This window comes from Helicobacter sp. MIT 03-1616, assembly GCF_000765685.2.
In the GTDB taxonomy this organism is placed as follows: domain Bacteria; phylum Campylobacterota; class Campylobacteria; order Campylobacterales; family Helicobacteraceae; genus Helicobacter_C; species Helicobacter_C typhlonius.
In genome coordinates this window covers 1-17,641 of sequence record NZ_JROY02000008.1, presented here as the reverse complement: position 1 = coordinate 17,641, position 17,641 = coordinate 1, and the positions used below count along the sequence as shown (strand labels likewise).

The 17,641-nt window shown below is 39.0% G+C and carries 24 protein-coding genes; 7 read left to right on the top strand and 17 right to left on the bottom strand.

The window, feature by feature from the left end; genetic code table 11:
• Nucleotides 1-9: 9 nt before the first annotated feature.
• The 16 genes from LS67_RS06465 to LS67_RS06390 form a co-directional block, all read right to left on the bottom strand.
• A complete protein-coding gene (locus LS67_RS06465) occupies nt 10-195 on the bottom strand; it encodes a type Z 30S ribosomal protein S14 (protein ID WP_002956257.1) in 186 nt (61 codons plus the stop codon).
• A gap of 1 nt (nt 196) precedes the next feature.
• Complete coding sequence (gene rplE, locus LS67_RS06460) at nt 197-742, bottom strand: 50S ribosomal protein L5 (protein WP_034326495.1); 546 nt, start codon at nt 740-742, stop codon at nt 197-199.
• Nucleotides 742-978: a 50S ribosomal protein L24 gene (rplX, locus tag LS67_RS06455; protein WP_034326498.1), complete on the bottom strand. Its 237-nt coding sequence runs from the start codon at nt 976-978 to the stop codon at nt 742-744. Before rplX ends, rplE begins: the two co-directional genes overlap by 1 nt.
• A complete protein-coding gene (gene rplN, locus LS67_RS06450) occupies nt 978-1,346 on the bottom strand; it encodes a 50S ribosomal protein L14 (protein WP_034326501.1) in 369 nt (122 codons plus the stop codon). The genes rplX and rplN overlap by 1 nt, the downstream gene beginning before the upstream one ends.
• Nucleotides 1,343-1,609 carry a 30S ribosomal protein S17 gene (gene rpsQ, locus LS67_RS06445; protein ID WP_034326504.1) on the bottom strand — a complete coding sequence of 89 codons (267 nt, stop codon included), beginning with the start codon at nt 1,607-1,609 and terminating at the stop codon, nt 1,343-1,345. Before rpsQ ends, rplN begins: the two co-directional genes overlap by 4 nt.
• Nucleotides 1,610-1,611: 2 nt before the next feature.
• Nucleotides 1,612-1,800 (bottom strand): 50S ribosomal protein L29, encoded by a 189-nt coding sequence (rpmC, locus tag LS67_RS06440; RefSeq protein ID WP_034326507.1) that lies wholly within the window; start codon nt 1,798-1,800, stop codon nt 1,612-1,614.
• Entirely contained in the window at nt 1,787-2,212 is a 426-nt protein-coding gene (gene rplP, locus LS67_RS06435; RefSeq protein WP_034326510.1) for a 50S ribosomal protein L16, read from the bottom strand. Before rplP ends, rpmC begins: the two co-directional genes overlap by 14 nt.
• Nucleotides 2,213-2,215: 3 nt before the next feature.
• The gene (rpsC, locus tag LS67_RS06430) at nt 2,216-2,926 is read right to left on the bottom strand and encodes a 30S ribosomal protein S3 (protein WP_034326512.1); all 711 of its coding nucleotides are present in this window, start codon (nt 2,924-2,926) and stop codon (nt 2,216-2,218) included.
• 2 nt (nt 2,927-2,928) lie between these two features.
• On the bottom strand, nt 2,929-3,444 hold the full coding sequence (gene rplV, locus LS67_RS06425; protein WP_034326515.1) for a 50S ribosomal protein L22: 516 nt from the start codon (nt 3,442-3,444) through the stop codon (nt 2,929-2,931).
• A gap of 9 nt (nt 3,445-3,453) precedes the next feature.
• Nucleotides 3,454-3,735: a 30S ribosomal protein S19 gene (gene rpsS / locus LS67_RS06420; protein ID WP_034326518.1), complete on the bottom strand. Its 282-nt coding sequence runs from the start codon at nt 3,733-3,735 to the stop codon at nt 3,454-3,456.
• Between the two features lie 10 nt (nt 3,736-3,745).
• Nucleotides 3,746-4,573: a 50S ribosomal protein L2 gene (gene rplB, locus LS67_RS06415; RefSeq protein ID WP_034326521.1), complete on the bottom strand. Its 828-nt coding sequence runs from the start codon at nt 4,571-4,573 to the stop codon at nt 3,746-3,748.
• A gap of 9 nt (nt 4,574-4,582) precedes the next feature.
• Nucleotides 4,583-4,864, bottom strand: coding sequence for a 50S ribosomal protein L23 (locus LS67_RS06410; RefSeq protein ID WP_034326524.1), 282 nt, complete (start codon nt 4,862-4,864; stop codon nt 4,583-4,585).
• A gap of 1 nt (nt 4,865) precedes the next feature.
• Nucleotides 4,866-5,489: a 50S ribosomal protein L4 gene (gene rplD / locus LS67_RS06405; RefSeq protein WP_034326527.1), complete on the bottom strand. Its 624-nt coding sequence runs from the start codon at nt 5,487-5,489 to the stop codon at nt 4,866-4,868.
• Nucleotides 5,490-5,498: 9 nt separating this feature from the next.
• The gene (rplC, locus tag LS67_RS06400; RefSeq protein WP_034326530.1) at nt 5,499-6,077 is read right to left on the bottom strand and encodes a 50S ribosomal protein L3; all 579 of its coding nucleotides are present in this window, start codon (nt 6,075-6,077) and stop codon (nt 5,499-5,501) included.
• A 22-nt stretch (nt 6,078-6,099) separates the two neighbouring features.
• Nucleotides 6,100-6,411: a 30S ribosomal protein S10 gene (gene rpsJ, locus LS67_RS06395; protein WP_002956243.1), complete on the bottom strand. Its 312-nt coding sequence runs from the start codon at nt 6,409-6,411 to the stop codon at nt 6,100-6,102.
• Nucleotides 6,412-6,669: 258 nt separating this feature from the next.
• A complete protein-coding gene (locus LS67_RS06390; RefSeq protein ID WP_138109646.1) occupies nt 6,670-10,161 on the bottom strand; it encodes an acyl-[ACP]--phospholipid O-acyltransferase in 3,492 nt (1,163 codons plus the stop codon).
• 480 nt (nt 10,162-10,641) lie between these two features.
• On the opposite strand from LS67_RS06390, the gene LS67_RS06385 reads away from it, so the two are divergent.
• Both LS67_RS06385 and LS67_RS06380 read left to right on the top strand, forming a co-directional pair.
• Complete coding sequence (locus tag LS67_RS06385; protein WP_034326534.1) at nt 10,642-11,394, top strand: hypothetical protein; 753 nt, start codon at nt 10,642-10,644, stop codon at nt 11,392-11,394.
• 9 nt (nt 11,395-11,403) lie between these two features.
• Nucleotides 11,404-11,730 carry a DUF3240 family protein gene (locus LS67_RS06380; RefSeq protein WP_052099842.1) on the top strand — a complete coding sequence of 109 codons (327 nt, stop codon included), beginning with the start codon at nt 11,404-11,406 and terminating at the stop codon, nt 11,728-11,730.
• Nucleotides 11,731-11,854: 124 nt separating this feature from the next.
• Here LS67_RS06380 and dcd read toward each other — a convergent pair whose 3' ends face one another.
• A complete protein-coding gene (gene dcd, locus LS67_RS06375; protein ID WP_034328372.1) occupies nt 11,855-12,424 on the bottom strand; it encodes a dCTP deaminase in 570 nt (189 codons plus the stop codon).
• A gap of 82 nt (nt 12,425-12,506) precedes the next feature.
• Between dcd and accB the strand changes: the two genes are divergently transcribed.
• The 5 genes from accB to LS67_RS06350 form a co-directional block, all read left to right on the top strand.
• The gene (gene accB, locus LS67_RS06370; protein ID WP_034328371.1) at nt 12,507-12,971 is read left to right on the top strand and encodes an acetyl-CoA carboxylase biotin carboxyl carrier protein; all 465 of its coding nucleotides are present in this window, start codon (nt 12,507-12,509) and stop codon (nt 12,969-12,971) included.
• A gap of 9 nt (nt 12,972-12,980) precedes the next feature.
• Complete coding sequence (locus tag LS67_RS06365; RefSeq protein ID WP_034328370.1) at nt 12,981-14,348, top strand: acetyl-CoA carboxylase biotin carboxylase subunit; 1,368 nt, start codon at nt 12,981-12,983, stop codon at nt 14,346-14,348.
• Nucleotides 14,349-14,385: 37 nt separating this feature from the next.
• The gene (locus tag LS67_RS06360) at nt 14,386-15,102 is read left to right on the top strand and encodes a hypothetical protein (protein WP_034328369.1); all 717 of its coding nucleotides are present in this window, start codon (nt 14,386-14,388) and stop codon (nt 15,100-15,102) included.
• Between the two features lie 27 nt (nt 15,103-15,129).
• Nucleotides 15,130-16,305: a UDP-4-amino-4,6-dideoxy-N-acetyl-beta-L-altrosamine transaminase gene (gene pseC, locus LS67_RS06355; RefSeq protein WP_034328368.1), complete on the top strand. Its 1,176-nt coding sequence runs from the start codon at nt 15,130-15,132 to the stop codon at nt 16,303-16,305.
• A 175-nt stretch (nt 16,306-16,480) separates the two neighbouring features.
• Nucleotides 16,481-17,641 (top strand): cache domain-containing protein (locus LS67_RS06350; protein ID WP_138109644.1); only part of this gene is annotated, 1,161 nt, incomplete at its 3' end.

The following is a 17,641-nucleotide window of genomic DNA, read 5'->3' as shown; positions in this document are numbered from 1 at the left end:
TTTCTCTCCTTACCAACTTGCTTTACGAAGCCCGGGTATTAAACCCTCATTACCCATTTTGCGTAAGCATACCCTACACAAACCAAAATCTCTATAAACAGAATGCGGTCGCCCACACACTTGACATCTCGTATAGGCTCTCGCGCTAAACTTTGCCTTTCTTTTTGCCTTTGCAATAATTGATTTTTTCGCCATTTTATCGTCCTTTCGCAAAAGGCATACCAAGAAGTTCAAGCAACTTGAAAGCCTCTTTATCACTTTGAGTAGAAGTTACAAATGTAATATTCATTCCGTGAGTTACCATAATGTCATCATATACAACCTCTGGAAACATCAACTGCTCATTTAAGCCAAAGCTATAATTGCCTCTTCCGTCAAAACCATTGCGCTTCACACCTCTAAAGTCTTTCACACGAGGCAAAGCTATAACAATGAGTTTTTCAAGGAAGTTATACATCATTTTACCACGAAGCGTTACTTTCACACCCATAGGCATTCCCTCACGCATTTTGAATCCTGCGACAGATTTTTTTGCGATAGTGATAACTGCCTTTTGCCCTGCGATAAGCGAAATGGTATCTGCGATATTTTGCATCACTTTAGAATCTTTTGCATAATCTCCAGCACCAACGCTAATAACAATCTTTTCTAATTTTGGTAAAAGCATAAGATTGCTGATATTAAGCTCACTTTTAAGCTGTGGGATAATCTCATTTTTATATTTTTCTCTTAGAGCAAACATCAATTATCTCCTTGTGCTTTTTTCACATTCGAAATACTCATTGGCATTTCTTTTGTGATAAAGCCACCTTTTGGATTTTTCTCACTTGATTTTACAGATTTTTTTGCGACTTTACACCCTTCCACGATTACCTGTGCTTTTTTGGGTAAGACTTGCAAAACTTTCGCCTTTGTGCCCTTATTATCGCCCGCAATGACTTGCACCATATCACCTTTTTTAATTTTAAACTTTGCCACTATAACACCTCCGGAGCTAACGATACTATTTTCATAAAATTCGCGTATCGCACTTCTCTACTTACTGGTCCAAAGATTCTTGTGCCAATAGGTTCTTTCTTCGCATCAAGAATCACCGCCGCATTATCATCAAAGCGCACTAAAGAACCATTTTCTCTATGAATCTCTTTTTTTGTTCGCACGACAACCGCCTTGACAACCTGTCCTTTTTTCACCTTTCCATTGGGGATAGCTTTTTTCACAGATGCGACAATCACATCACCCACACGTGCATATCGTCTATGGCTACCGCCTAGAATCTTAATGCACATAATTTCCTTTGCACCGCTATTATCTGCAACATTTAATCTTGTAAAACTCTGTATCATAGCTCTACTCCCGCGGTAATAATTTCTTTAAATCTAAACGCCTTTGTTTTAGAAATAGGCTTACACTCAATCGCACTTACCACATCACCGATTTTTGCACTATGATTCTCATCGTGTATAGTGTATTTTTTGAAACGTTTAACAATCTTACGATATTTCGCGTGAACCACCTTGCGCTCCACCAAAATAACTATACTCTTATCACCAGCTTTGCTGATAACCCTACCTTGAATCACTCTCTTATGTGCTTGTTTTTCACTCATATTCAATCCTTCTTCGCACTTAAGGCTGTATTAATTCTTGCAATATCCTTGCGGATTATTTTGATTTCGCCAGGATTGGTAAGCTGCATTGTTTTAAGTTGCAATCTTTTTTCAAAAAGCAACGACTTTTTCTCTTTCAACATCTTTTGCAATTCTGCAATGTCCTTATCTTTCAAATCAATAAATTTCATTTTCACTCTCGCTGGTTATGATTTTGGTTCTAAAGGGAAGTTTGCTTTGAGCCAAAGCTAAAGCTTCTCTTGCTAAAGCTTCATCAATTCCCGCCATTTCGTATATCATACGACCGGGCTTGATGTTCATTACCCATTTTTCTACACCACCTTTACCTTTACCCATTCTCGTTTCAAGTGGTTTAGCGGTAAGTGGTTTATCGGGAAATACGCGTATCCACACTTTTCCAGCTCTCTTAGTATGTCTTGTCATAGCAATACGAGCAGATTCGATTTGACGAGAGTCGATTCTGCCGTGTTCTACAGCCTTAATCCCAATATCTCCAAATGCTAGCTTCGCACCGCGGAAAGACTTTCCACGATTGCGCCCTTTCATTTGTTTTCTATATTTTGTTCGTTTTGGCATTAACATAATCTATTGTCTCCCTCTTCGTGATTTAGGACGTGATTCTTTATCGCCACTTTTGCTTTCCTCTTTTTTGTCTGGCAAAATACCCTTGTGTAGCACTTCACCCTTGAAAATCCATACCTTCACGCCAATAATTCCATAAGTCGTCATCGCCTCGGCAAAGCCATAATCAATCTTTGCGCGAAGTGTGTGAAGAGGTACACGACCTTCCATATACCACTCTGTGCGAGCCATTTCAGCCCCAGCCAAACGACCCGAAACTTTGACTTTGATGCCCTTTACACCAGCTTTCATTGCTGCTTGCATTACCTTTTTCATTGCGCGTCTAAAGGCTACGCGTTTTTCAAGCTGTGTTGCGATATTTTCCGCTGCAAGTTGAGCATTCGCTTGGGGACGCTTCGCCTCTTTAATATTAATGAATACTTCTTTATTAAGAATCTTTTTCAAAGCTTCTTTATGTTTATCAATATCCACACCCTTTTTACCAATAATCAAACCCGGACGAGAAGCCACAACGGTTACGCGAATCTTATTTGCCGCACGCTCAATAATAATTTCGCTCACCCCCGCATAATACATCTCACGTTTTAAAAACTTGCGAATCTTGTGGTCTTCTAAAATATTTGAAGGTGTCGTTTGAGACACTGAAAACCATCGAGAAGACCAGTTACGATTAATGCCCAATCTCAAACCTATTGGATTAACTTTTTGACCCATTGCTATTTTTCCTCACCTTCAGTTTTTTTTGTGCTTACCTTCTTGGCATCTTCTGTTTTTTTCGCTGTTGTTTTTGCCTTAGATTCAGTTTTTACCTCTGCCTTTGGCTTAGTAGCAGTTTTTACTTTAGTGGATTCTTTCGCCTCTATTCTTTTACCTGAATCCTTTTGCTTTGGAGCTTCCACACTTTTCTTTGCTCCCTTGCTTGTGCCAACTTCCACTAGGATATGTGCCGTTGGTTTGCGAATAGGAGTAGCTCTCCCCTTTGCGCGAGGCATAAAGCGTCTAAGCACAGGACCAGCATCAATACGACAAGAAGTAATAATCACATCTTGTGCATCATAACCACCATTTGCCACTGCCGAAGCAATTACCTTTGAAATTAATTTTGCTGCTTTGTTTGGAGTAAATTCCAAACTTGCAATCGCAACTTCAGCATTCATACCTTGCACTTCTCTTGCAATAAGTCGCGCCTTTGTCGGGGATAATCGAATATATCTTAATAATGCTCTACTCATCTCAACCCCTTACTTCCCAATTTTCTTTTGGACACTGCCCTTGTGTCCTTTGAAAGTGCGTGTGGGTGCAAACTCGCCAAGCTTGTAACCAACGTGGTTTTCAGTAATATATACAGGAACGAACGCTCTACCATTATGGACATTAAAAGTCAGCCCTATCATATCAGGCAAAATAGTGCTGCGTCTTGACCAAGTTTTGATAGGTTTATTATCCTTACCTTGCTTTGCTTTCTCAACTTTCTTGACGAGGTAATCATCAATAAATGGACCCTTTTTAATTGATCTTGCCATATTTCCTACCTTATTTTTTCTTTCTTGAAATAATCAATCTATCACTCGCTTTTTTCTTACGAGTTTTAAAGCCTTTTGCCGGAGTTCCCCAAGGAGATACAGGATGTCCGCTAGAACCGGTTTTACCCTCACCACCGCCGTGTGGGTGATCCACAGGGTTCATAGCACTACCACGCGTTTGTGGGCGAATACCACGATGACGATTGCGTCCTGCCTTACCAATAGAGATATTGATAAAATCCTCGTTGCCAACAACACCAATAGTCGCCATACATTCTTCTAAAATATACCTCATCTCACCACTTGGCATACGTAAGATAATGTATTTACCTTCGCGTCCCATAATCTGCGCACTCGCACCCGCACTTCTAGCGAGTTGTCCGCCCGCACCCGGGTACATTTCTATATTATGCACGATTGTCCCAATAGGTATGCTTTTTAGCTTCATCGCAAAACCTGTCTTAATATCAAGTCCAGATTCCGCAGAAAGCACTGTATCGCCTACATTTAAGCCACTAGGTTGAATAATGTAGCGTTTATCACCATCAGCATAATTGACAAGAGCAATACGACAATTTCTGTATGGGTCATACTCTATTGCAGCTACTTTGCCTTGTATGTTGAACTTATTGCGCTTAAAGTCAATAATTCTGTATAACTTTTTCGCACCACCTTCTTTATGACGACTTGTAATGCGCCCATTATTATTACGCCCTGCAGTTACAGGAAGCTTTACAAGCAAACCTCTTACACTTGCTTTGCCTGTAATATCACTTGAGCTAAGATTGCTCATAAACCTACGACTTGGGGTATAGGGCTTATAAGTTTTGACTGCCATATTTTCTCCTTACACCGATAGCGCATCAAGTTTTGCGCCCTCTGGAATCTTTACATAAAATTTTTTAAATGAAGTCCTTTGACCAATCTTGCCCCTAAATCGCTTTACTTTGCCTTCTTGTCGCAAAGAGTTGATTCTAAGAGGAGTAATGCCAAAATACTCTTTAAAAATTCCTTTCAATTGATTTTTGCTCACATTTGTAGCAGTCTGCACAACAAGCACACCGCTTTCTTGCATCGATAGCGACTTTTCAGTATAGAGGATTGACTTAATATCTGTAATATCTGCCATTTTATTTCCCCTCCTTTCCTGTGATAATTTCATCAAAAACAGCCTTTTCAATCACAACCGAGCGGAATGTAGCCACCAAATATGCGTTTAGTTCGTTTGCATCAGCCAAATAGCATTGTTGCAAATTTCTAAAAGCAAGGAAAGTTTGCTCATCACTAAGCTGTGTAACAAACAAAGCATTGCGTTTGTTTAATGCCTTAAACATCGCATACGCATCTTTTGTCTTGCCACTTGGTAATGATATAGAATCTACGACAAAGAGTGCGCCCTCTTGTGCCTTTTGATACAAAGCGCATTCTAAGGCTAAACGCTTTTGTTTTTTGTTGATTTTAAGATTATAGTTTTTATCATTACTTGGTCCGTGTGCTACACCACCACCTACAAACACAGGAGATGTGATACTTCCTGCACGAGCGCGACCACCACCTTTTTGATTCCACGGCTTCTTACCACCGCCACTTACTTCACCTCGTTTTTTAGCATAAGCATTGTTTGCTCGAAGTGAAGCGAGATAAGACTTCACATACAAATACAAATTGTGCTCTTTTACTTGTGAATACTTTTCGGGCAATGTAAGCTCACCACTCTGTGCGAACTTTTCATTTAATACGATTACTTTACTCATATTGCTACCTTATTTTATGATTTGTATTCTGCCAAATGCACCATTGTGTCCAGCCACAGAGCCTTTAAGCACCAAAATAGCACTTTGCTTATCAAATGATAGAACATCATTTTTTGCACTTACAAGCTCATTCCCATAGTGTCCAGCCATTTTTTTACCCGGCTGAACGCGTCCGGGCCACTCGCGATTTCCAATAGAGCCTAAACGTCTGTGGAATCTACTTCCGTGCGCGCCGGGACCACCTTGAAAATTCCAACGTTTCATAGCACCGCTAAATCCTCGTCCCTTTGTCTTAAAGCGTACTTGCACGCGCTTTGCCTCGCCTAAATTACTTGTATCAAGCTCGCCTAGCTCTTTATTGCTTACCTTAAGTGTTGCGAAACGATTAAACTCTTTGCTAAGATTATATTTCTTTTGTTGCCCCGCAATGGCTCTATTATTCACCTTGCCTTGTGAGTAAGCCACAAGTGCTTTGCCATTATCATATATCTCGCATACTTTCGCCCCAAGCACACGCAAAAGCGTTACTGCTTCACTTTTTGCGCCTATGGTGCGACTCATACCGATTTTTTCAACTATAAATTCCATATCCTCAATCCTTACATCTTATTTACTTACTCATAGACATTACTTCAACATCTACTTCCGGTGCCAAATCAAGCTTCATAAGGCTATCCACGGTATCAGGAGTCGCTGACATAATATCAATAATGCGATGATGCACTCTAATTTCAAACTGCTCACGCGAATCTTTATTGATATGTGGCGAACGCAAAACGGTGTATCTCTTCTTTTTGGTAGGAAGTGGCACGGGACCTCTTATCTCTGAACCTGTCCTTTTAACTGCTTCTATAATAGATGCGACCGATCTATCAAGAACTCTATGGTCATAAGCTTTAAGCCTAAGTCGTATTCTTTCCATATTTTTTCCTTATATCCTTAAAGAACTCATCAAAATCATTTTTGATGTTTTTTTGAGCGCGTGATTATAGTCAATTTTGCAAAAATAAGTCAAGCATTTTGCCTATTTTTGCCTACTTTTTCATTTTTTAACTTCCTTAGTATAAGGAAAATAAAACATTGCTCTTTTCACTTTTACAAAGAATCTTTTAAGGTAATATTCAAACATTTTTTCTCCTTGATTAACAATTTTCAAATTTCCATAATGTTACACTAAATCCTAGCTCTTTATCAAACTCTTGGCTAAATCTTTCGCACCTTTGAAATCCACCTTACCCGAGCCAAGCACGGGGATAGATTCCACTCTTAGAATCTTAGAGGGTTTAAACAATGTAGGGATTTGGGATTCTTTTATCGCAGATTCTAATCTCTCGCATTCCACCTCTTCACCACTCACTAATAGCACAACACTTTCGCCCTTCTTACTGTCCTCAACTGCTGTGGCAACATATTTAAGCCCATCATCAATCTCATATTTTTTGATAAGCTTTGCAATCTCCTCTTCAATCCCACCAAGACTTACCATTTCCCCACCAATTTTTGCAAAACGCGAATATCTATCCACAATATGAATGAATCCATCGGCATCTAAATGCCCCTTATCGCCACTTTTATACCACCTAATCCCATCAATTTCTACAATCACTTCTTTGGTTTTTTCCTCATCATTGAGATACCCTACCATTACTTGATGTCCGCCGATAAGTATCAGCCCGTCCTCGCCCACAGGCATTTCCTGCATAGTATTTGGCTCAACAATTCTAATGGCACTTCCGGGCAAAGGCATACCCACGCTGCCCTCCTTACTTGCTTTATGCAATTCCCAATTATCCACATCAAATTCACTCGGTAGATTCACACTTGCCACAGGTGTAGTCTCTGTCGCACCATAGCCCTCATAGATTTCTTTATTAAACTTCATCACAAAGGCTTCTTTTACATCTTTTTTGAGTTTTTCCGCTCCCGCTACCACAAGTCGCAAAGAATCAAACATAAGCTTATCTACCTTATTACTACGCGCATAAATACCCAAAAACGTAGAAGTGCCGCACATCACACTCACTTTGTTTTTTGCTATTGCCTTAGCAACGCCTACCGCATCAGTTGGGTCTGCGTGTGTAACAGAAAGCATACCCTCAAGCAAAGGCATAAGTGTAGTAACGGTTAAACCAAAGGCGTGAAATGGTGGCAAAGACGAAAGCATAGAATCCCCATCGCGCGCGTGAATGACATCAGAAATTTGCAAAATATTGCTCATAATATTTAAATGTGAAAGCATTACACCTTTTGGCTTACCCTCACTCCCACTACTAAAAAGAATTGCGGCTATATCTGTGTTTTTCTGCGCTTTTATATAAAACCATTTAAGCATAAAAGAAGGCAATAAAATCGCTTGAGCCATTTTACACACAAAATCAAGCTTATTTGCTTTAACCTTATCAACTAAATCCTCCATATATAACACTCTCACATTTTGCGAGAAATTTAAACTCACGCCCTTGCCTTCAAGTTTATCCATAAATTTTTGTGAAGTATAAATTGTCTGAATTTGTGCAGATTGAATAGCAGCATCAATCGCCTTTTGTCCAGCCGTGAAATTAAGATTCACAATGGTTTTTGTCGCCATAAGCAAAGAAAGATTACATAATGCACTTGCAAGTGAGGCAGGAAGTATAATTCCCACATTTTGCTGCTCCTTTGTCTGCTCTGCAAAAAGCTTAGAGAGAATAAGTGTAAGGCTAAGCATTCGCGTATAACTCATAGAACCACTTAGGCTATCTATAATAGCCACTTCACTTCCCCACTTCTTTGCAGAATCTACCCACGCCTTGCCAAGTGTAGGCAAGACTTCGCATTGAGATTTCCACGCACTAAAAGATAACTCAAACACTTTAGCCTTAACCTGCTGTGCGTTAGAGTGAATATCTAAAGATTCTCCAAAAGCAATCGTGATATTGCGTTTAGCAAAGCTTTTGCGTCTTTCTTGGAATCCTTGATGAGAGTGTGAAAATGCACTCCCCCATAAACCGCGTATATAAAAGGGCAATATTACAGCTTGATTTTCATTTACATTTTTAGCAGCAAGTTCAAAGCCATTTTTAAAGGTATTTAAATGCCCGTGTCGCGATATTGCACCTTCGGGAAAAATACATACCATATGCCCTTGTATGAGTTTTTGTGCAATAGATTCTAAAGCTTTTCTGCTTCCGGCATTTGAGACAGGAATCACACCAAAAAAATCAAGAAAAATGCGTATATACCACCTATCATAATAACTCCGCTCCATTACAAAATACACCTTACGCGGTAGTGCCAACTGCACCATAGCCCAATCTATGAAAGATATATGATTGCCAAGTAATAATACGCCGCCTCGTTCAGGGACATTTTCAAAACCCTCTACATTTAAGCGGTATCTTTGAAAAAATGCAAGAGTAACGAGCATTCTTACAAGCGAAAAAGGCAAAAGCTTCACAACATAAATTGCCCCACACAATGCGACAATCATACAAAAATAAAAAAGATACACTACATCAATATTACCCAAAGATACAAGAGTGCCTATAAGCAAAAATAAAAACATAGCAATATTTTGCACGAAATTATTACCTGCTAGAATCTTGCCCAACTCACCCTCTTTGGCGTGGAATTGTATTAAAGCATTAAGCGGAACTATAAAAAGTGCGCCACCCACACCAAAAAAGAAAAAGAGCACAGCATAAGATGTAAGAGAAGAAAAACTTAAAATCAGCATAGTAGTTATACAAATAAATCCTGCCCCAATAGGGATAAGCCCTGTTTCAATATATTGCTTTGAAAATCGTCCCGCAATAATAGAGCCTATAATAATTCCAAAGCCCGAACAAGCAATAATCATCTGCACCTTAAAGGTATTTAACTCCGCAAAAGTCATCTTTACATAAGTCGGAAAAGTCGCTAAAAGTAATTGAGAGATAGACCAAAATACAGCTATGCCTATTACAGATAACCAAATATTACGATGAGAAGTGAGTAATTTAAAATTTGCTTTTAATAAAGAACCTCTCAAATATGCTTCCTTATCAAAAACCTCTTGTGTGCGTTGCGTAAGTGTGGGAAGGGTATAGCATAAATATAATTCTATTAGAGCACACGCAATAAGCACAAAACCAAGCGGAGCGACACTTTGCAAAATCTCACCTTTTTGTGCTAGGAATCCTAAATCACTCAAAGCATACAAAGATTCAAATAGAAGTGAGAAAACGCTCATACCTGCTAAAATAGCTACAATCGCTACTGCCTGCATCACACCATTTCCCCACGCAAGTAAATCCTTACCTACCAAATCTTTGATAAAGCCATATTTTGCAGGAGAATAAATCGCCGATTGAGCTGCCATAAACAAAGTAGCTATAAAAGCAAACCAAAAATAACCCAAAAAATAACACAACGCAATAATGATACTAAGCAACAAGCCAAACCACGCACATATACGCATAACAACATTTTTAGGATATTTATCAGCCAAGAAACCAGAAGGAGAAAAAAGAAATATAAAAGGAAGTAAGATAAGTGCGTTAATAACGCTTGTTAAGAGTGTAAGTTCGCTTCCATCATAGACTTTATAAATTGTATTTTGAATAGTGATTTTATGCCCTAAATCCATAAAAGCATTGATAAAAGCCACAACGATAAATGGCAAAAATCCCGTGATTTTCCATAGTCTATTCATACAATCTCCTTAGTTTATTCACTCTGCTACGCATTTTATTCTATTCTATCCAAGATTTCATAACATAGAAGATTCTATTTGAGTTTAAGAATCTCCCACCCAAATGCGCATTTCAAACCATAATATTTATATGATAATTCAAAGCGATTGCAAGTTTTTAGCATCTGGTGAGAAAATTTATAACTTTAGATTACACAAAAGCACCCATATTTATTTCACTAACCACGAAAACTAGATTCTAGCGTGTAAGGCGCGTATTGCTATTTTGAAAAAAATATACTATAATCACGGCTTTTGTGTGTGGGCTACAGATATCATAGATGTGGCTTAAGATTCTTAAAATAAGATGATTCTAAAATCAATTTAAGATGTGTTTTTTAATGAGGATTTACAAGATACGAGAATTCTCATTGCGCTATTTGCACATTTTGGGTTTCCAAGCACACAATCAATAAAAGCACAAAACAAAGGATTTAAAAAATGGCATTTTTTAAGACTACCCTACCCATTATCCCAGACAATGTGCCAATCCACCACATCGACAACACGCCGCAGTTAAAGAGAGCTAAAGGATTATTTATCGCTGTTTTGATACTCAATATACTCTATATATGTTTTGCCTTTAGTTTTGCACTTAGTAGTATCGCTACTGCTGAGGGAATATTATTGAACTATGAAGAGGTAATGAAAGATGTGATGTTTTACGCATACATTGTTAATTTTATATCAGTCATTGGCGTTTTTTTTGCTCTTTTTTACATATCAAAGCTAAGTTTGAGAAGGAGAGCTTTTAATCTCTACATAGCGTTGTTTGTCATTTCAGCTATTATAAATTGTATTAGCTTTTTTGGTAGAAACGACTTATACACGCTTGAAAATATGGAATTAAATACTTTTATTGTGTTGTATTTGATTTTTATACTTATCGCAATCCCTGTGTGTATTTATTTGCAATGGCAGCTTAGCAAAGAACTAAGCTTTGTTTTGCACGATGGATTATTCTTTCAAGGATTTAAGATACTTATTGTGAGCGTCATTGGTCTCATTTTGATGTATATTGTTATGATTTCTGTGCTGATTTTTGATAGTATGGCAATACTCGTGATTGCTCTCATTGGACTTATGAGCTTTAGCATACTTGCTATTGTTGGTGGAATTATGTTTCTTATCGCTATTTTTAGAATCCGCCAAGTCGTAGCCTATGGCGAAAATATACGCAATCCTATCTCATAAGATACAGCAATGCAACAAGAAACATTAAGCGTAGATATTTATTGTAAGAAAGAGCTAAAAGACTCTATTGTAGATATGCTATTAGAGGACGGATATGATGATTTTTTTTATATCCAGTGTGAAAAATATGCCTCAAGCTCATTCCTTAAAAGCACCAAAGAGCAAGTAAGTGGTAGGCAGGAATATGGACTATTTAGAATGTTTCTAAGCGACCAGCAAGGTGTGCGTTCTGTAATAAATAAGCTTTTCCAAGCCTTTGGCACAGATAATGTGAGAATCTACACACATTCTGTATTTTCGCCTTTGGAGTTCACTACTAACGCGAAAGAAACCTAAAGTCTAGATTCTATATGATTATACCTCTTTAACCCAAGTGAGACAAAACCAAAACATTTCTTTTTGTGGGGGGGGGGGGGCAGAACTAAGTCTTTTTAGGGCTAAAACTTTTATAAGTAACCTTTTATCCTCTCAACACTTTTGGTAGAGTTATCCCAATCTGCCCTTGATACTTACCATTCTTATCCTTATAGCTTACCTCACAAGACTCATCGCCCTCAAGGAAAAGCACCTGCGCTATACCCTCATTGGCATAAATTTTTGCCGGAAGCGGCGTAGTGTTGCTAATCTCAATCGTGATATGCCCCTCAAATTCGGGTTCAAAAGGTGTAACATTGACGATTATCCCACAGCGCGCATAGGTGCTTTTACCTAGACAAATCGCCAAAACATTGCGCGGGATTCTAAAATATTCTATTGTGCGTGCAAGAGCAAAGGAGTTTGGAGGCACGAGGCAAAAGCCCTCCTTACTTGCATCTACCTCCACAACATTGCGTTCATCAAAGCTTTTAGGATCAACCAAAGTTGCGCCGATATTTGTAAAAATCATAAATTCGTGTCCCACGCGAATATCATACCCATAGCTTGAAAGTCCATAACTTACGATATTTTTTCCCACTTGCTTTTCACAAAATGGCTCAATCATACCATTTTTACTCATTTCTTTAATCCACAAATCCGACTTTAACCCCATTGCAAACCTCACTTTTATAAATTGTTTTTTTTAAAAAATCGTGTTATTATAGCAAATTAAATTCACTCTAAAAGGTGCGACAATGAATCTACAAGAAATAAAAAAAATTATGGAACTTTTTGATAACAGCAACATAGCGAAGTTTCAGCTTAAGCAAGAAGGTATCGAACTCAAGCTCCAAAAAGCTACTGCTTGTAATGTAGTGCAGTCTCTCCCACAAGTTACCACACAAACCATTCCACAAGCTCCAGTAGCTACCGAATCTAGTGTGCCGAGTGCGCCACAAAGCGCTTCGAAAGAAAGTAGTGGCGTTTTTGTTACTTCACCAATGGTAGGGACTTTCTACCGCTCGCCAAGCCCAGGCGCGGCTCCCTATGTGAATGTTGGGGATATTGTGAAAAAGGGGCAAACCGTTGGGATTATCGAAGCAATGAAAATTATGAATGAAATCGAAGCAGATTTTGACTGCAAAATTGTCGCGCTTGAAGTCAATGATGGGCAACCGGTAGAATATGGTGCAAATCTCATCAAAGTCGAAAAACTCTAAGGCAAAGTAATGAGTATTGAGAAAAAGAATATACAAAAGATTCTTATTGCAAACCGCGGTGAAATCACGCTACGCGCAATTAGAACAATTCAGGAAATGGGAAAAGAGGCAATCGCTATCTATTCAACCGCAGACAAAGATGCCTATTATCTTGATGTAGCAGATGCAAAAATCTGCGTAGGTGGGGACAAATCGAATGAGAGCTATCTCAATATCCCAGCAATTATGAGCGCGGCAGAGCTTTTAAAAGCTGATGCGATTTTTCCGGGTTATGGATTTTTAAGTGAGAATCAAAACTTTGTGGAGATTTGCTCTCATCACGGCATAGAGTTTATTGGTCCAACCGCTGATGTTATGGTGCTAATGAGCGATAAATCGAAAGCAAAAGATGTAATGAAAGAAGCGGGTGTGCCGGTGATTTTAGGAAGTGATGGTGCGCTTAAGGACTATAAGGAGGCGCAAAAAATCGCTGATGAAATTGGCTATCCCGTGATTCTAAAGGCTGCTGCGGGTGGTGGTGGTAGAGGTATGCGCGTGGTAGAAAAGCCAGAAATGCTTAAGAATCTCTATCTCGCGGCTGAATCTGAAGCTGTTAGCGCATTTGGTGATGGCACAATCTATATGGAGAAATTTATCCGCAATCCTAAACATATTGAGGTGCAGATTCTAGCCGATAAGCACGGCAATGTGTTGCATATCGGTGAGCGCGACTGCTCCGCACAAAGACGTCAGCAAAAACTCATCGAAGAATCTCCAGCAATTGTACTTAAACCTGAAGTACGCAAAAGGCTTCTTGAAACCGCAGTAAAAGCAGCGCAATACATCAAATATGTGGGCGCGGGGACTTTTGAGTTTTTACTCGATGCGAATTATGAGGATTTCTATTTTATGGAGATGAATACACGCTTACAGGTCGAACACACCGTGAGTGAAATGGTAAGCGGACTTGATTTGGTGGAGTGGATGATACGCATAGCAGAGGGAGAGAAGCTCCCAAATCAAGAAAGCATTAGCTTTAAAGGACATTCTATTGAGTGCCGAATCACCGCCGAAGATCCAGAAAAATTCTACCCTTGCCCGGGTAAAATCACAAAATGGGTAGCACCGGGTGGGGCGAATGTGCGCCTTGATACTCACGCGTATGGTGGATATGTCGTGCCAATGCACTATGATTCTATGATTGGCAAACTCATCGTGTGGGGCAAGGATAGAACCCAAGCCATTAATCGTATGCACCGAGCTTTGAGGGAATTTTGTGTCGAGGGCGTAAAAACAACTATTCCCTTTCACATCAAGATGATGCAAAATCGAGATTTTATTGCTTCAAATATTCACACGAAATATTTGGAACAAAATATGCTTAATTTAGAGCAGTAGGCGAGGATGAGGATTTATTTTACTTAAAGGAGCAAGTATGAAAATTAGCAATACAACACAAAAGCTCGCCCAAGAAGAACTAAGAAGAGACGAGCTAAAAAAACAAGACAATAAGGTAAAGCAAACTCAAGCCGCGCAAAAAAGTGCTGTTGCAAGTAGTGTGGGCAAAAGTGCAGATACAAGCGAGATGAGCAATAACCCACTTGCACAGGATATTAAGAGGATTAATAGCGACATCGGTAAGCTTCAGGTCGCGCAAAAATCACTCAAATCCATAGAGCCAGATGCAAAGAAAATACTAGAACTTTCTAAGGATTATGAGGAAAGCCTAGACAAAACAGAACAAAGTAGCATAAAAGAAGAAATAAGCACATTAAAAAAAGGTATAGAATCTATACTCAAAGGGGCTACTTTTGAGGGTTCTAGCGTATTTAATAAAAACATCAAGGACAACAAAGAGCGAGTGATTTTTGACGCACAAAAACTTGATACAAAGCTCATAAATAATGACGCACAAAAGTTTTATGATGTATTAAAGGAGCAACAAAGTCAGATTCAAGACGCTATCCAAACCCTGCAAGGACAAGCGCAAGAAAGCACAGGCAAACTTGCTTCAAAGGACATTAAGATAGATAAAAATCACAGCACAGAAAGCACTGATGGTTCATTCCTTAAGAAATTTAGCTCACTTTTCCGCGCCTCGCACAATGCAGAAAAATTAAACAATCAGCGAGTGCAAGAGCTTTTAGCTTAGTTTGCCCTAGATTCAAAAGTAATGCCTGTGATACCTTATAGTAGGCAACTCATCGAGCAAGACGATATAGACGCACTTTGCTCTCTTGCACGCTCATCTCATCTCACACAAGGCAATATGACAAAAATCTTTGAAACCGCGATATGTGAAAAATCTAACGCACAATATGCCATTACCTTTAATTCCGCTACCTCCGCACTATATGCGCTTTATGGCGCCTTTATGTATAAATATTTCCCGCAGTATTTAGATTCTAAAAATTCCCAAACAAATACATTCATAGAGGAAATATATTTTGTTACCTCGCCCATAAGCTTTGTGGCTACGACTAATATGATGCTGCAGTGGGGGATTAAACCCATTTTTTGTGATGTAAAGAGCGATGGCAATATTGATGAAAATATCTTAGAAACCTTGCTCACCACGCATAGCAAACGAGATTCTATAAAGGCGATTGTAAGCGTGGATTATGCTGGTAAAAGTGTAGAGATAGAATCCTTACGTGCAATCGCAAACAAACATAATCTTTTATTGTTTTCCGATAGCTCCCATTCATTTGGTGGTAGCTACAATGGCTCTCCTATAGGCTCTCTCGCCGATGCGACTATTTTTAGCTTCCACGCGGTAAAGCCTATCACAACCGCAGAGGGCGGTGCATTAGTAACTAATGATAAAGATTTAGCGCATTATGCGAGGCTTTTGCTCTCTCACGGCGTGGAAAAGCAGGGTTTATGGCACTATGACTGCACACTTGCTGGTATGAATTTTCGTCTAAGTGATCTTGGCTCGGCACTCGGGCTTAGTCAGTTTCAAAAGATTGAACGTTTTATCGCACATCGCCATCAAATCGCACTTTTTTATGATGAGTTTTTTAAGGACAATATACACTTTCATACCATTCCCATAGATTCACACATTGTGAGCACTCATCATCTCTACCCGATTTTGCTACTCCCACACCTCCATACTCATAAGGAGCAAATCTTTAAATCCTTACAGGCACAAGGACTTGGTGTGCAGGTGCATTACAAACCCATTTATCAATTTAGCCTTTATAAGAATCTTTTTGGTGAGATGAGTTTGCCTAATGCCGATAATTTTTATCTCTCTACCCTCTCTATCCCTTGTCATCAGGCTTTGAGTATGGAACAGGCACAAGATATAGCCAATATTGTTTTGAAAGAATGCAATAAAATCCGCTAATCCACAAAGCGCAAAAAAGCCATCGCTACTCATAGATTTAAACAATACACAATAGATTCAAAAAAGCACCAAACTCGCTTAATCCTCGCATACGCGCATAAAACAATGTATTATTTACTTTCTTTCAATACAATTTAGCATATATTGTTCATTTCATTACACAATGGAGATTATTATGTTTAATCGTCTCTCGCTTCAAATCAAATTAGCTTCTCTTGTCTTTGCTTCCACTATTAGTTTTGCTGTGCTTGTTGTATTTGTATTTGTCGAACAAGAAGAACTCGCACAGCAAGCAAGTGATCATTTATATCAAGTCATTCAAACAGAAGTCGAGCAACGTATAAAACTCTCTACAGATTTACTCGCAGAGTCGCTTGGCACACTCGTCAAGGGACGTAATGAAGCCGAGCAGATTCGCATTATCGCTGAAGCCATAGAGGATTTTCGCTTTGAAGATGATAAATCTGGTTATTTTTTCGCCTATAAAGAATATGTCCCTGTGGCTCACCCTACGCGCAAAGACTTAATTGGCAAATCTCTTGCGCAGACCAAAGATGCAAATGGCGTATATTATGTGCGAGAGCTTTATGATAGCGCAAAAACGCAGACAAAAGAGGGAAAATTCGTGCATTTTGTGTTTTCAAAGCCTATGCCTAATGGTTCTTTAGATAATGCACCAAAAATCGCCTATGCCGCGCTCATACCAAACACACAAGATATTTGGCTATCTACTGGCGTATATATAGATACCCTAGGCATTTATACACAGGATATTTCATCGATTCTTATAGATTTGGTGCATAGCACAATGGGAGAGGCTGTCATCATAGGCTTATGTGTATTTATTTGTGTGTTTGTGCCACTGATTATACTTTTCTACCGCTCATTGTTTAGGAGCGTTCGTGTCTTGCGAGAGAACTTGACTTTATTCTTTAAATATCTTAGCCACGAGAGCACTAAGATAGACATCATTGAGCTTGAAGGCAAAGATGAGTTTGCGCAAATGGTGCGTGATATTAAAGAAAATATCAAAGATGTAACCACAGGCTTAGAGCAAGACCAAAAGCTTGTAGAGCAGTCTTTGCAGGTTATTGAAAGGGCAAAACAAGGATATGCTGACACGCTTATTGAACTTAAAGGACATAATCCCGAATTGAATAAATTACGAGATTCTATGAATGACCTTTTAGAACTTCTCCAAAATGTGGTAGGAAAGAATCTCCCAGAGATTGTTCGTGTATTCGATAGCTATACTAAACTAGACTTCACCACAGAAGTAAAAGATGCAAGTGGTAGAGTAGAAGTTGTAACAAATACTCTAGGCGAAGAGATTAGA